The organism is Neisseria sp. P0014.S009 (genome assembly GCF_051958155.1).
GTDB classification, from domain to species: domain Bacteria; phylum Pseudomonadota; class Gammaproteobacteria; order Burkholderiales; family Neisseriaceae; genus Neisseria; species Neisseria flavescens_C.
The window spans coordinates 119,291-133,200 of the sequence record NZ_JBQCVS010000006.1 but is presented as its reverse complement, the minus strand read 5'-3'; the positions used below and the strand labels follow the sequence as shown (position 1 = coordinate 133,200).

Genomic DNA, 13,910 nt, shown 5'->3' with positions numbered 1-13,910 from the left:
CGCAACTTGCCGCGCTTAATGGCAAGACGGCTGCGGAAAACATAATTCGGCATGGCTTACAGCTCCCAGGCTGTGAGATTTACCAAAAAAGTGCCCCCGCCAATTGTATTGATATACATAAATCTGTCCTCGCTATCGTCTAAATTGTCGTAAACCATTCCCATCGGAATAACGTCAAACGAGGGCATGGATTCGCCAATTTTCATAAAACCGGGAAACAATCCGCGAAGCGCATATCTGCCACCCCCAATTGGTTCTTGCAGATAAATATCATCCGCTATAAAACCACCTGTAATCGGATTAGGATAGCTACCATAATCACCGTATCCTTTGCTGATAAATTTAAGAGTAGAAGCTATATCTCCCTTATAATCACGCATCGGCACCGCAAAAATAACAACTTCACTGCCTGTGCCATAAACAAAATTTTCATCTACATCGGATACATATCCAAGCAGGGTATTCGCGTCATCAGCCACGGCAAGACTGGAGAAATTGCCAAAAATAAAAAACGAGCAATAATCCTGCCATAAAATAATTAAAGTAAATGCGCGCTCATTGCCGACCACAACCCATTGGATCTTATCCCGGCTATCGTTGTTTTTTTGTAGATGAAATTGTAAAATCCACTGTCGTTTTTAACCTTTTGTTTGACTTTCCCCGCCTTTGCCGATGTTGGTTCCAAAAGACCGCATAAATCAACGTATCTTGCACGGTCTCCATATTTTGAGTCATCTACCCCCAGCCACCACTTTGTCGCCTTCGGGTGCGTACTGCGGAAACAGGCTTCTTGCGCCTTTTCAAACGCCATTTCCCAGCCCAACCCGTCCTTGCGCTTATTGCCCTCGCCATAACCAGTAACCAGGCAGGCTTTTAAAATCGTTTTAATGCTGCCTGCCGCCGATTTAACCTGCGGCGCACCCTCGTCATCCCAGCGGTAAACCTTTACCGGCACACGTTGCGTATCAAACATTTCAGACGGCCTTTCTTTTTACTTCAATGGTTTAAAACCCCATTAAAACAAAAGCCCCGAAAATCGGGGCTTGGCATAGTTGCACTCACTTGCTTGTTTCTATTTTGTTTTTCAGCGGAAATAAGTAATTTTCGCCTGATTTCCGCTTGCATCGACGGAGCAGCTAAATTGCGCACGCAACATAGCTCCGAAACTGTTTTGCGAATCGACATATCCGCTTATTTCAAACGTCCCATCGGCATTTTCACGTCGTTGCCACCCTCCGAAATCAGCCGAAGAAGGCGATTTTAAAATACCCGTTACCGCGCTTTCGCAGGCTGATTGCGCCTGATATACGCTCGGCCTGGATGACGTACCGCTGTTTTTGAATGTAAACCAAAGCATCGGGATGGAAACCAGAATCCCGGTGCCAATCAATTTCAAGAAATCAGACCCTCCGCTTTTTTTATTTTTCTGTCTGAGCTTTTCTCTTTCTTTCGCTTTTTCGCTTTCTTCTTTGGCAAGATCGGGGTTTTCGGCATGGAGGATTTTATCGTATTCCGCCTTTGTCGCCGGATTCAGCAAATACTCGCGACACCATCTTATCTCATCCAATTCAAGTTTCTGTCGCTCCGCAGTACGCCTCAAAGCCCGTTTAATCTCTTCTTCCGTTGCAGATGACATAATACCAAGAAGTTTGTAATAGTTTTCCATCTAATTCTCCATATTTATTTTAAATAATGTATTCTAAAACAAACGGCATAAAAAAGAAACAAACGGTATAAAGGCCGTCTGAAAGTCCTATTCAGACGGCCTTATATAAGATTGCTCTATTCGTTTTAGGAAATTTTTCCAAGTTCATTTCCAATAACTCGGAAATTGAGTAATGCGTTTTCATGCTGCTGCCTCTTTATATAAATAAGCGTAACGGGGTCGGATGCGCCGCCCGTTTTTTGTCCACCGTTCAGGCCACAACTCATACAACGGCTTGCCCAATACTTCCGCTATCGCCATCTCGCCGGCAGTCGATGGCTTTCTCAAAGCCTGACGCACTGTGCTTTCGCCTATGCCTGCCATCGCAGCCACATCGGCAAGCGTCAGCCCCTTCATCTTAATTTCCGCCCGTATTAGTTCTGGGTGCATAAATACTCCTTAATATATGTAGCGTGGGTGTTTACCCACGAAATCAAATTAAAACCGTTTAATCGGTCGTCCGAACCGTTTCAGACGACCTGTTAAACAGTCTCCTTCCTGACGGGTCGAATACCCGTCATTTTTTTGGCTATTTCCAAATTGTTAAAGAACACTGCAAAATCGGTTATACTGTTTTAAAGTTGCCGTTTCGCTGTTTTTAAAATTATATAACTTGGAAATTATGTCGCAACTAAATTTCCATGCTTTTCTACTTTGTTTTAACAAGCGATTGTTTTAAACATGAAAATAATTTCTAAGATTTTTCTATGTTTTTGATTGGAGCATGGAAATGAAAGAGCCAAAATTCAGCATCTCTGAAATTCAGAATTTGATTACCCAGTTGAATCTAATAAGCCTGCCGAATACAACACGCGCCATTCAATACAGGGCAGAAAGAGAACATTGGGAATATGAAGAAGCACCTTCACAAGGTGGGAAGAAAGGTGTTAAAAGAATCTACCCTCTTCCTCCTTACGTTATTGATGAATTGGAACAAAAAGGCTTGCTCCATTTGATAGATGGCGCGGAAACAGACACACCGCTTGAAGTCCGCAACACTCAACCCGATGTAGCGCATATCGAAAATATAGATTACGCAGACTGGGCGGTACGTCAGGATACGCGCGACATCGTACCCGTCCGCTATTACAAAGAAGTCTTCGCAAGCGCAGGCAGCGGTGCAATACCGTGGGATACCGACCCCGAAGCCATGTGGTTCCGAACCGCCTTCTTCAAACACCTGCAGCTCTCCCCCGCAGACTGCTTCTGTACCCGTATCGACGGGGACAGCATGTTCCTAACCCTAATCGACCAAGGCACCGTCCTATGGCAAACCGCCACGCGCTACACCCGGGAAGGAATCTACCTGTTTCGACAACAAGACGAACTCCGAGTCAAACGCCTGCAACGCCTGACCGCCGATACACTCAACATCATCAGCGACAACCCAAATAAATCCATCTACCCGACAACCCAACTAACCCTGTCCGCCTCCACCTCCGCCGACTTCCAAATCCTCGGCAAATACCTCTGGAGCTGCGGCATATCAAAATAAACAGATTCCCGATAATTCCCATGACAAAAAAAGCGCGAAACTGACAATAAACTGTCAGCTTTCGCGCTTTTTTCGCAATTCTAAAATTTTCCCCAATTTTTTAAATATCTTCATGTTTTCAATAATTTCTGCCTTTTTTTCTCGTTATATATCTATGACAAAACTAACACCACCCCACAGTCCAACGGGCATCTTTGTCCTTACTCGGTGTGTTTTGGCCGCTGACTTGTCCTTCTTCATCGACTTCTATGGCCTGACGCTGTTTGCTGCCGGCGGTCTGAATAATGGTGGCGTCAATGACGGCGGCGGATGCTTTCTCTACTTTTAGGTTTTTTTCGGTCAGTTGGCGGTTAATCAGTTCCAATAATTCGGACAGGGTGTCGTCTTGCGCCAGCCAGTTGCGGTAGCGGCATAAGGTGCTGTAATCGGGGATGCTCAGTTCGTCGAAACGGCAAAACAGGTTGAAGTCGATGCGGGTAATGAGGCTGTGTTCGAGCTCGGGATCGGAGAGGCTGTGCCATTGTCCGAGCAGAACGGCTTTGAACATGGATAACAGGGGATAGGCGGGACGGCCGCGGTGGTCTCGGAGGTAACGGGTTCTTTGACGATTCAGGTACTGTTCGATCGGCTGCCAATCAATCACCTGATCCAACTTCAATAGTGGGAAACGGTCGATGTGCTTGGCGATCATGGCTTGCGCGGTTTGTTGAAAGAAGGTGCTCATGGAAAATCCCCTAAATGTCTTGGTGGGAATTTAGGGGATTTTGGGGAATTTTGCAAAGGTCTCGGGCCGTCTGAAAACTTGAAGGAAGCGGCCGTCTGTTAAATATGCGATAATGCGGAAGATTTCATGGGTGTGGTAGAAACATGGTTGAGACTGTCCGGTGGGAATCATGCCGGACAACGATGGAATCGGTTTGCTTGAAACGCCCGCTTTGCGGGTTTTTTTATGGGAAGGAATGGTTATGCCTAATCCGCTTTATCGGCAACATATTATTTCAATTTCAGATTTGACGACGGAGCAGCTCGAATTGCTGCTTCAGACGGCCTTGAAGTTGAAAAAGCAGCCTCGTGAAGATTTGCTTGAAGGCAAGTTGATTGGTTCGTGCTTTTTTGAACCGTCCACCCGTACGCGTTTGTCTTTTGAAACGGCGGTACAGCGTTTGGGTGGGAAAGTTATCGGTTTTTCCGATGGCGCGAATACCAGTGCGAAAAAGGGTGAAACGCTTGCGGATACTGCGAGGATTATTTCCAGCTATACGGATGCGATTATTCAGCGACACCCGAAAGACGGTGCGGCCCGTGTGGCGGCCGAGTTTTCGAGCGTACCTGTGATTAATGCCGGCGATGGTACCAATCAACATCCGAGCCAGACGCTTTTAGATTTGGTAACGATTTATGAAACACAAGGTAGTTTGAGCAATTTGAAAATTGCTATGGCCGGTGATTTGAAATATGGCCGTACGGTACACTCATTGTGTCAGGCATTGAAGCGTTGGGGTTGTGAGTTTGCATTTGTATCCCCTCCCAGCTTGGCGATGCCGGACTATATCACTGAAGAGCTGGAGGAGGCCGGTTGCCCTTACCAAGTTTTGTCCAGTTTGGAAGAAGCGGTCGAATGGGCGGATATTTTGTACATGACCCGCGTTCAGCGCGAACGTTTTGATGAGCAGGAATTTGCCAAAATTCAGGGTAAATTCAATCTTGATGCGCCGATGTTAGCAAACGCTAAACCCAATTTGCGCGTCTTGCATCCTTTACCGAGGGTAGATGAAATTCATCCGAATGTGGATAAAACACCTCATGCCTATTATTTTGAACAGGCAACCAACGGCGTGTATGCACGGATGGCGATTTTGTCTTTGGTATTGAACGAAGAAGTTTAAGGAGCGAAAGATGGAAAACTCAAAACTCAGCGTGGAAGCGATTGAACAAGGTACGGTCATTGACCATATTCCTGCCGGTAAAGGCTTGGCCATTTTAAGGCAGTTTAAGTTGCTGCATTATGGTAGTGCGGTTACGGTCGGCTTTAATTTGCCCAGCAAAACGCAGGGAAGCAAAGACATTATCAAAGTCAGCGGCGTATGGTTGGATGCCAATGCGGCCAACCGTTTGGCTTTATTTGCCCCTGAAGCAGTGGTAAACAAAATTGATCAGTTTAAAGTGATCGACAAACAGCATTTGTCATTGCCGGACGAGATTTCGGAAGTATTCCGCTGCCCGAATACCAATTGTGCCAGTCATGGAGAGCCGGTCATCAGCCGTTTTTATGTCCGCTCACATCATGGGCAGACGCGTTTGAAATGTCATTATTGCGAGAAAACCTTCTCGCGTGATTCGGTTGCTGAAGCCTGATAAAAATCTCAGGCCGTCTGAAAACACAGCTGTGCGGTTTGAGTTGTCTGCTTGATACATCAGTTTCATAAAAAGCAAGATATTAAGCAAATTGCGTTAAAATTACGTTAAAATAATGCCTTCCGGGTTGATGACATCATTTGCTCAAAAGGCATTATTTTTTATAACACGACACGAAATGTAGGAAAACTTATGCACTCATCCATACAAAGCCGGTTTGCCCCAATTTTATACGTCTTGATTTTCTTTGCCGGATTTTTGGCAGCACAAGTTTGGTTTAATCAGCAAGCCTATTTGACCAACCTTCCCCTTTTGGTCACTGCCATTTCTGCCGTTGCATTGGTTTGGTTGATCTGGGCTGTCGTCTCTGCGCGATCCAAAGCAAAAAGCAAGATGTTGCACCGTGAGCAGCTGATTCAAAAAGAAAGCATTCATCCTGTTTTGCATGCGACGTTGCAGCGTTCTGACGGTCAAACAGATTTATTGGTTTTGGTTGTCCGCAATAGCGGTAAGGGCTTGGCGAAGAATGTGCGTTTTAAGGCAGAGCCTTTGCCTGATCACTTGCCGAGCAAGCTGGTTGCCGATGCAGTTATGCAGTTGGAAATGTTTTCCGGCGGTGTAGATATGCTGGCATCGGGCGAATTGTATGGCGGCGTGTTTGCAAGCATGTTTGCGCTGGCTGCCGAATTGCCGGATCAGACATTTGGCGGCGTGTTGAAACTGAAGGCCACTTATGAAAATGCCTTTGGCGATCAATGCACTTCTGAAAGCATTTTGGATTTGAGCATACTGAATTTCAATTTGTCAGAAATTAAATCCAGTGGCGAGCAAAAGCCCCGCAAGAAATTGTTGTATTGATATTTAAAATATGCAGGCCGTCTGAAACCGAAATACTTGTTTTCAGACGGCCTGTTGTTATTTTTCAAATGATTTTTGAAGAAAAAGAGGCGTATCGGGTATAATAATCAAAGAATTCGAAACGGATTGTCAGGATCGGCAAGCCGTCTCATCATTGTCGTATTTCAAAACCTTACTGATATTTTTTCAATAATCTGTTGCTATGTATCGGAACTTTTTCTGATGTTGGCACTGGCGAAATATTCCTTCAGCCATTTACTCTTAGGAAGCTGCTTATGTTAGTGTGTAATCCTTATGAAGTTGTGATCCATGGTACGACCAGCAAAGGCAAGATTTTCCGACCAAGCGACTGGGCGGAGCGCCTGTGCGGTATTTTGTCTTCCTTTACTAAAGACAACCGCCTTTCCTATTCGAATTGGGTGCGCCCGATTTTGGTGGACAATGTCCGTTGTGTGGCAGTCGATAAAAAACTGGAAGAAGACAATCCGCAAATGTTCCGTTTCTTGATGGACTTTGCAGCGGATAATGATTTGCGCGTGATTGACTGCAAAGCCTTGCTCAAAGAGCAAGAGAGCAAACAACAGGGCGAAGTGCCGGTCGAACGCGTTTTGTTGGCGCAGGCGATTGAAGAAAAACATGCTGCCGAGCGTGCCGAAGCGGCCAATGCGCAGCCTGAGCCCCAAGCTGCCGCGCCTGTGGTCGGCGTATTGCGTGAAATTCCGCCGGAAGAAACTGCGACCGCTTTTGCGGCATTAAGCATTTTGCGTTCTTCTTTGACCGATATTCACCGTTTTGTCGAACAAATCAACGAGCATCAGCGCAAAACCGGCTACCGCCTGCTGGGCATTTTTGAAGAAGGCAAACAAAATGCCGTAGCCGTATGCGGTTTCCATGCTGCGTACAATTTGGCCAGCGGTTACCATATCCATATTGACGACATCGTAACCATGCCTCAATGCCGCCAAAAAGGCTATGCTTCACGCTTGTTGGAAGAAGTACGCAAAATCGGTGCGGAAACGGGCGCGACCAAAATCCATCTGAATGTCCATGTGAACCATGACCGTGCAGGGGCGCATCGTCTCTACTTCAAAAACGGATTTGAAATTTGTGCGTACCATTTCCGTTGCGACCCGAAATAATTTTTGTGGAAAGAGAGAAATCAATGTTGAAGATTTTGACCGCGGCTGTTTTGACACTGAGCTTGGCGGCCTGCGCATCAGGCAGCGGAGGCAGCTCGCAAATGTATGGTGAGATTAAGGCCGGTGTAGAAACCAGCCATCAACGTTGAGATATACAATGACAAGGCCGTCTGAAATAGGTTTTTCTGTTTCAGACGGCCTTTCTGCAGCTTGATTAGAGGGTAGCGGAGGTATCGTCGGTGGCAACAGTCCGATGCAGGCGATACCAATTGTACAGGCGCAAGATGCACAAGAAAGCGATGATGGGCATGCAGACTGCGGTAACCAGATAACGCGGGTTGCTGAAGTTTAAAACGTTGTGCCCGGAAAGCAGCGACAAAGCGGCATGCAACCATTCCCACAAAGACGAAATGCTGAATGCCAAAACAGCCAACAGGCCGAGAGTTCGGAAAATGCCGATGGGCAGGATTTGTCGGCGCAATACGGCGCGGTTGAGTTGGAACAAAACAATCAAACCGAAGCCGATGATGCAGACCATGCCGCCGTTGGCGACGATTTGCAGGCTGTTGAAGGCGATGTCGGGCGTAACGGAAAGCGTGCCGGACTGGTTGGATGCAGTTTGTTGCAAGTTTAAGCCTTGCATTACATTCAGGACGAAACCGTATATCAGGTCGGCCAAAACGATGCCGATGGGTAGCGGAGTCAAAAAACGTTTCATGGATCAGTTGAGTATTCTATTAGTATGAGGGAGGCCGTCTGAAAATCAAAAATGACGACGTGAGAGTGTATTGTATCCGATAGAAAAGTAGGTTAATGCAAAAATAAATTTAGTTTAAGTCAGAAAATTATGTAATTTTACGCCAACATTATTGCATTAAGAGTACAATCTTCTTCATTATCAAACGTGGAATCAACAGGAAAGGACGTTTATATGAGCCAATTGCAACGTGATTTAACCCGTATCAGCCACAATACCAAAATTGTCGCCACATTGGGTCCGGGCAGCAACAATGTACAATTGTTGGAAGACATGATCCGTGTCGGCGGCCTTAATGTCGTCCGTTTCAATTTCAGCCACGGTACGCCGGAGTTTCATGAAGAAAATGCCCGTATCGTACGCGAAGCCGCGAAACGTGCGGGTCAGGAAATCGCTATTCTTGCCGACTTGCAAGGGCCTAAAATCCGTGTGGGCAAAATTGCAGGCGGCAGCATCGAGCTGAATAAGGGTGAAACCTTGATTTTGGATGCCACACTTGAAGGCGAAGGCACACGTGAAGCGGTGGGTTTGGACTACCGTGATTTGCCGAATGACGTCGCTGCCGACGATGTTTTGTGGCTGGACGACGGCCTGTTGACGTTGACCGTTGAAGCGGTTGAAGGAAGTAAGATTATTACAAGGGTAGAAAACAGCCATGTGCTGAAAAGTAACAAAGGTATCAATAAACGCGGCGGCGGCCTGTCTGCCGGTGCATTGACCGAGAAAGACTTCCGCGACCTGAAAACCGCGATTGCTATTGGTTGTGACTACCTCGCCATCAGCTTTGTAAAATCCGCCGAAGATTTGCACATTGCACGCGCCAAAGTCGAAGAAGAAATGAAAGGCAGTACAGCCGTACGCCCCGGTTTGGTTTCCAAAATCGAGCGCGTAGAAGCCATTGAAAATCTGGACGAAATCATCCTCGCCAGCGACGGTATTATGGTTGCCCGCGGCGACTTGGCAGTGGAAGTCGGCCATGCCGCCGTACCCGCACTGCAAAAACGCATGATCCGCCGCGCCCGTGAGTTGCGCCGCTTCAGCATTACCGCAACTCAAATGATGGAATCCATGATTACCAACCCCGTACCGACCCGCGCGGAAGTCAGTGACGTGGCCAACGCGGTATTGGACGGTACCGATGCGGTGATGTGTTCCGCCGAAACCGCCGTCGGCGCGTATCCGTTTGAAACTGTCAGCCAAATGGCGATTATTTGTGCGGCTGCGGAAAAAGAACAAGATTCGCTCAACGGTGTTGCCGAACAGGTCGAGTATCCCGAAGCCGTCAGCACCAACTTGGCGATTGCAGGCGGTGCGGTCAGCGTAGCGCGAGCAGTTCACGCCAAAGCCATCGTTGCCCTGACTGAAAGCGGTTCGACCGCCTTCGAAGTCAGCCGCCACAACATCACCCTGCCGATTTTTGCCCTGACGCCGAGTGTTTCAGCGCAACGCCGCATGGCGATGTACCGCGGTGTACGTCCGTTGATTTTGGCAACCAGTACCGATCACGATACCGCGCTGAACGAAGTGGAAGCCATGCTGGTAGAACACAAAATCCTCCAAAGCGGCGACCAATACATCATCACCAGCGGTTCGCAAATGCGCGAATCCGGTTCGACCAATACGCTGGAAGTGTTGCAGGTCAAATAATTGCAGTGATCCGATGATTGGAAAAGCAGGCTGTTTTAGCCTGCTTTTTTTGTGTAAAAAAAGAAAAGATTAGGCAAAAATAATGATGTAGTATAGAATTGAGTGCCTATACTAAATCAATAAAGGACGTTTCAGACGGCCTTTTTCTTTGTCCGCTACTTTCACGGTAAACCAAAATGATTCATTTCAATCTGAAAAAAACAGCATTTATTTTAAGCGCAGCACTGTTATCTACCGCCGTCCAAGCTTCCGGCTACCACTTCGGCACACAATCCGTTAACGCACAAGGCACGGCCAACGCCGCCGCCGCCGAAGCCGCCGATGCCTCAACCATTTTCTACAATCCGGCCGGTTTGAGCAAAATCGACAGCAGCCAAATTTCTGTCAACGCCAATATCGTTTTCCCAAGCATTCACTATGAGGCGGAATCTGCAAAACACTTCCGCACGGGTGCCGATGTCAGCGGCTCGACCAGTGGCAAAATTACCGAAACCACCATTGCTCCGCACATCTATGGCGCGTACAAAGCCAGCGACGATGTAACTTTGGGTTTGGGCGTGTACGTTCCTTTTGGCTCTGCAACCGAATACGAAAAAGATTCCGTCTTGCGCCACAACATCAACAAACTGGGTTTGACCACCATAGCCATCGAGCCAGTAGTCGCATGGAAACTGAATGAGCAACACGCCGTCGGTGCCGGTTTGATTGCCCAATATTCCAAAGCCGAATTGCGCAAATACTCCGACTGGGACGCTTCCGGCGCCATCAGCCAATTGGCCAGCGGCTTGGCTTCCCGTCAAGCAGGGCGTCCAGTTGCTGTCGATGCGACCGGCAAAGCTGACGGTCATGCCGATGTAAAAGGCCACGATTGGGGCTTCGGTTATCAACTGGCGTGGATGTGGGACATCAACGAGCGCGCGCGCGTGGGTGTGAACTATCGTTCCAAAGTATCGCATACGCTGAAAGGCACTGCCGATTGGGAAGCGGACGGCGCATATGCAAAACGCGCTTGGGATTTGGGTGCAATGGCTGCACGCGGTTATGTGCCGAACGAAAAAGCCAGCGTAAAAATCGTAACGCCTGAGTCTTTGTCTGTTCACGGTATGTACCGTGCTACCGACAAAACCAATTTGTTCGGCGATGTGACTTGGACGCGCCACAGCCGCTTCAACAAAGCGGAGCTGGTGTTTGAAAACACCAAAAAAGTTGTCAACGGCCAATCCGACCGTACTGTCATTACACCTAACTGGCGCAACACTTATAAAGTCGCATTCGGCGGCTCTTACCAAGTTACCGAACCATTGCAACTGCGTGCCGGTATCGCTTTCGACAAATCACCGGTTAAAAGCGCCGAAGACCGCATGAACAGCCTGCCTGACGGCAACCGTATCTGGTTCTCCGTCGGCGCTAAATATCAACTGGGTAAAAACCATGTTATCGATGCGGCGTACAGCCATATCCACATCAATGACACGGTTTACCGCACCGGCAAAGCCAGCGGCAACGACGTGGACAGCCGTGGTACATCCTCTGCCCGTTTTAAAAACAAAGCGGATATCTTGGGCTTGCAATACACTTACAAATTCAAATAATCGGATTTGAGTTGTAGATAAAAAGGCCGTCTGAAGATTTCAGACGGCCTTTTTGATTGGAAGGAACAGATGGAACAATCAACAGGCAATAAATGGCGTATTGGGCTTTTCATATTTCTGATTTGAATGGCAGAGCAGAAAGACAAATGGAAAAGGGGATAGCCAATAAATAGCTGAAGACATGAAATATTGTTTGCGCTTTAAACAACGCGTTACCAAATTTATTTATGGGCGGAAATCAAAAGGCCGTCTGAAAAACAGGTTTTCAGACGGCCTTTGTTTGCCGGATGGCTGCTAAGAAAGCCCAATCAGCTGCGGACTTCCAGTTCGATTTCTCTTTCCTGTTCGTCTTCAGCCGGTTTATCCATGGTTTTTTCATCAGCCATATTGTCCAAATCGCGGCCGGGTTCGGAGGCGGTATCGCCGATGGAAACGCTGTTCAGGCTTTCCAAAATAATGGCTGAGGCCAGATGGTCGGATGTGCGGTACACCATTGCCAAGCCGATTTCTTCCGCCGGAATGGAAACCAATTCAACCGTATCTTTGTCTTTCGGCTTGCGAATCAGGTTGTTGGACAGATTGACACGGACTTGGCGGCCGCGTTTGTAGAGGCTGACCACAGTGCCTTTGTCCAAGCCGTCGAGTTCGCCTTTATCCAAAGTAATGGTTTGGAACTGGCCTGCTTCGCCCACGCCGTCGAAGATGGAAACGACTTTGGCCTGAATCGGACGGGTAGGGGCGTGAGGCATAACATTGAAGCTGTCGAGGCCTTCTGGCAGTTTCAGCAGATAGTCGTCTTTGCGGATTTCGGAAACCGCTTCTTCGATAACCAAAGGTTGCGCAGATTGGGTGCGCAGCTTCATAGCTTTGTTGACTTGGGTGTAATACTCGTTGCTTTTGAGTTTTTCGTCAGAAGCGCGGGTACGGTGTTCCAATGCGGAGTCGGTGTAAGGCAGCGTGTTGGCGATGCCGCTGAACACGACTTCTTGACCGAGGAATTTGCCGGTTTCCGGATCAGTGATGTTTTTATTGACGCGGTAGGTCAGGTAGCGGCCGGGCTCGGTCAGGCCGTATGCGTACACGCGGTTGCCTTGCGTGTAGAGGACGCGGTTGTCGGGGCCCGCAATCAGGCGCGGCGCGTTGGCGGTTTCTTCCGGAGCGATAATCTGCGGATGTTTCATGAACATGCGGTAGAGATTGACGTTGACGGTCGGAATGCCGTAGCCGGAAGTTTCGCGTACGCGCGGATGCAGTTTGATCACGGGAATGCCGTCTGAACGGGTTTGGGCGTGTTCAAAACCCAGGCGCGGCTGGCCGTTGACGTAGCGTAAAACCAACACCTGACCCGGATAGATCAGGTGCGGATTGCGGATGGCGTTGCGGTTGGCGCCCCAAAGGCGGTTCCATTGCCACGGGCTGTACAGATATTTGCCGGAAATACCCCACAAGGTATCGCCGTTTTTAACGACGTAGCGTTGCGGCGCATTGGGGCGGATTTTTAAAGAAGCTGCCTGAGTGTGGGCAGAAATAGCCATGCCTGCTATGCAAAGCAGGGTTATAATACGTTGTTGCATAACCGTTCCCCTTGAAATCGATTCGGTTTGTCTTCAGATGATAAACAGAGAAGGCTGGAGTTTGCGAAACTGCCGCCCATTCATCAATACGATAACGAACGGCCTCCGTCGCGCTATCTTAACATTTTTCGGCGTTATTTTAGCATTGAATGTTGCTGTCATGACAGGAGATTGTGGCGGCGGAAACCAAATCTGTATGAAAATCACACATCAGTTTTATAAAATGAGAATATTATGGCTTTACTGAACATCCTCCAATACCCTGACGAGCGTTTGCACACGGTCGCCAAACCTGTTGAAAAAATCGACGAGCGCATCCAAAAATTGGTTGCCGATATGTTTGAAACCATGTACGAAGCACGCGGTATCGGCTTGGCGGCCACTCAGGTCGACGTACACGAGCGCATCGTCGTGATGGATTTGACCGAAGACCGCAGCGAGCCGCGCGTGTTCATCAATCCAGTCATTGTCGAAAAAGATGGCGAGACGACTTATGAAGAAGGCTGCCTGTCCGTGCCGGGCATTTACGATACCGTAACCCGTGCCGAGCGCGTCAAAGTTGAAGCCTTGAACGAAAAAGGCGAGAAATTCACACTGGAAGCAGACGGCCTGCTGGCAATCTGCGTGCAGCACGAATTGGACCACCTGATGGGCATCGTGTTTGTCGAACACCTGTCGCAGCTGAAACAAGGCCGAATTAAAACCAAACTGAAAAAACGTCAGAAACACACCATCTGACCTACGCATCGCTTAAAGGCCGTCTGAAAAGACAAAACAGAAGGCAGACT

General features: G+C 48.2%; 15 protein-coding genes and 1 pseudogene. 9 read left to right on the top strand and 7 right to left on the bottom strand.

What is annotated here, in order from left to right; translation table 11 throughout:
- Positions 1-56: 56 nt before the first annotated feature.
- The 4 genes from ACTHS4_RS06625 to ACTHS4_RS06610 all read right to left on the bottom strand — a co-directional run bounded on the left by ACTHS4_RS06625 (position 57) and on the right by ACTHS4_RS06610 (position 2,095).
- The gene (locus tag ACTHS4_RS06625) at positions 57-569 is read right to left on the bottom strand and encodes a hypothetical protein (RefSeq protein WP_440365626.1); all 513 of its coding nucleotides are present in this window, start codon (positions 567-569) and stop codon (positions 57-59) included.
- Positions 539-973, bottom strand: a complete 435-nt coding sequence (locus ACTHS4_RS06620) for a hypothetical protein (protein WP_440365625.1) — start codon at positions 971-973, stop codon at positions 539-541. Before ACTHS4_RS06620 ends, ACTHS4_RS06625 begins: the two co-directional genes overlap by 31 nt.
- Positions 974-1,084: 111 nt before the next feature.
- Positions 1,085-1,666 carry a J domain-containing protein gene (locus tag ACTHS4_RS06615; RefSeq protein WP_440365624.1) on the bottom strand — a complete coding sequence of 194 codons (582 nt, stop codon included), beginning with the start codon at positions 1,664-1,666 and terminating at the stop codon, positions 1,085-1,087.
- A gap of 180 nt (positions 1,667-1,846) precedes the next feature.
- On the bottom strand, positions 1,847-2,095 hold the full coding sequence (locus ACTHS4_RS06610; protein ID WP_440365623.1) for a helix-turn-helix domain-containing protein: 249 nt from the start codon (positions 2,093-2,095) through the stop codon (positions 1,847-1,849).
- Between the two features lie 340 nt (positions 2,096-2,435).
- Here ACTHS4_RS06610 and ACTHS4_RS06605 point away from each other — a divergent pair, with 340 nt between their 5' ends.
- Complete coding sequence (locus ACTHS4_RS06605; protein ID WP_440365622.1) at positions 2,436-3,200, top strand: S24 family peptidase; 765 nt, start codon at positions 2,436-2,438, stop codon at positions 3,198-3,200.
- 178 nt (positions 3,201-3,378) lie between these two features.
- Here ACTHS4_RS06605 and ACTHS4_RS06600 read toward each other — a convergent pair.
- A pseudogene (locus tag ACTHS4_RS06600) lies at positions 3,379-3,924 on the bottom strand (transposase); the annotation flags it as partial.
- A gap of 241 nt (positions 3,925-4,165) precedes the next feature.
- Between ACTHS4_RS06600 and pyrB the strand changes: the two are divergent.
- From pyrB to ACTHS4_RS06575, 5 genes are all read left to right on the top strand, one after another.
- Positions 4,166-5,086, top strand: coding sequence for an aspartate carbamoyltransferase (gene pyrB / locus ACTHS4_RS06595; protein ID WP_440365621.1), 921 nt, complete (start codon positions 4,166-4,168; stop codon positions 5,084-5,086).
- Between the two features lie 10 nt (positions 5,087-5,096).
- Positions 5,097-5,555, top strand: a complete 459-nt coding sequence (gene pyrI / locus ACTHS4_RS06590; RefSeq protein WP_070825757.1) for an aspartate carbamoyltransferase regulatory subunit — start codon at positions 5,097-5,099, stop codon at positions 5,553-5,555.
- A gap of 192 nt (positions 5,556-5,747) precedes the next feature.
- Entirely contained in the window at positions 5,748-6,413 is a 666-nt protein-coding gene (locus tag ACTHS4_RS06585) for a hypothetical protein (RefSeq protein WP_440365620.1), read from the top strand.
- A 275-nt stretch (positions 6,414-6,688) separates the two neighbouring features.
- The gene (locus ACTHS4_RS06580) at positions 6,689-7,552 is read left to right on the top strand and encodes a GNAT family N-acetyltransferase (protein ID WP_039862269.1); all 864 of its coding nucleotides are present in this window, start codon (positions 6,689-6,691) and stop codon (positions 7,550-7,552) included.
- Positions 7,553-7,575: 23 nt separating this feature from the next.
- Positions 7,576-7,701, top strand: a complete 126-nt coding sequence (locus ACTHS4_RS06575) for a hypothetical protein (protein ID WP_003684698.1) — start codon at positions 7,576-7,578, stop codon at positions 7,699-7,701.
- A gap of 65 nt (positions 7,702-7,766) precedes the next feature.
- On the opposite strand, the gene ACTHS4_RS06570 is transcribed toward ACTHS4_RS06575, so the two are convergent.
- Positions 7,767-8,270: a hypothetical protein gene (locus ACTHS4_RS06570; protein ID WP_004520170.1), complete on the bottom strand. Its 504-nt coding sequence runs from the start codon at positions 8,268-8,270 to the stop codon at positions 7,767-7,769.
- Between the two features lie 213 nt (positions 8,271-8,483).
- On the opposite strand from ACTHS4_RS06570, the gene pyk reads away from it, so the two are divergent.
- Together pyk and ACTHS4_RS06560 are read left to right on the top strand one after the other, a co-directional pair.
- Positions 8,484-9,956, top strand: coding sequence for a pyruvate kinase (gene pyk / locus ACTHS4_RS06565; RefSeq protein ID WP_070825761.1), 1,473 nt, complete (start codon positions 8,484-8,486; stop codon positions 9,954-9,956).
- A 176-nt stretch (positions 9,957-10,132) separates the two neighbouring features.
- Positions 10,133-11,548, top strand: a complete 1,416-nt coding sequence (locus tag ACTHS4_RS06560; RefSeq protein WP_070825762.1) for an OmpP1/FadL family transporter — start codon at positions 10,133-10,135, stop codon at positions 11,546-11,548.
- Positions 11,549-11,856: 308 nt separating this feature from the next.
- Here the strand turns inward: ACTHS4_RS06560 and ACTHS4_RS06555 are convergent, their stop codons facing one another.
- The gene (locus ACTHS4_RS06555; protein ID WP_070825763.1) at positions 11,857-13,122 is read right to left on the bottom strand and encodes a LysM peptidoglycan-binding domain-containing protein; all 1,266 of its coding nucleotides are present in this window, start codon (positions 13,120-13,122) and stop codon (positions 11,857-11,859) included.
- Positions 13,123-13,356: 234 nt separating this feature from the next.
- On the opposite strand from ACTHS4_RS06555, the gene def reads away from it, so the two are divergent.
- Positions 13,357-13,860 carry a peptide deformylase gene (def, locus tag ACTHS4_RS06550; RefSeq protein WP_070583279.1) on the top strand — a complete coding sequence of 168 codons (504 nt, stop codon included), beginning with the start codon at positions 13,357-13,359 and terminating at the stop codon, positions 13,858-13,860.
- The last annotated feature ends 50 nt before the right edge of the window (positions 13,861-13,910 follow it).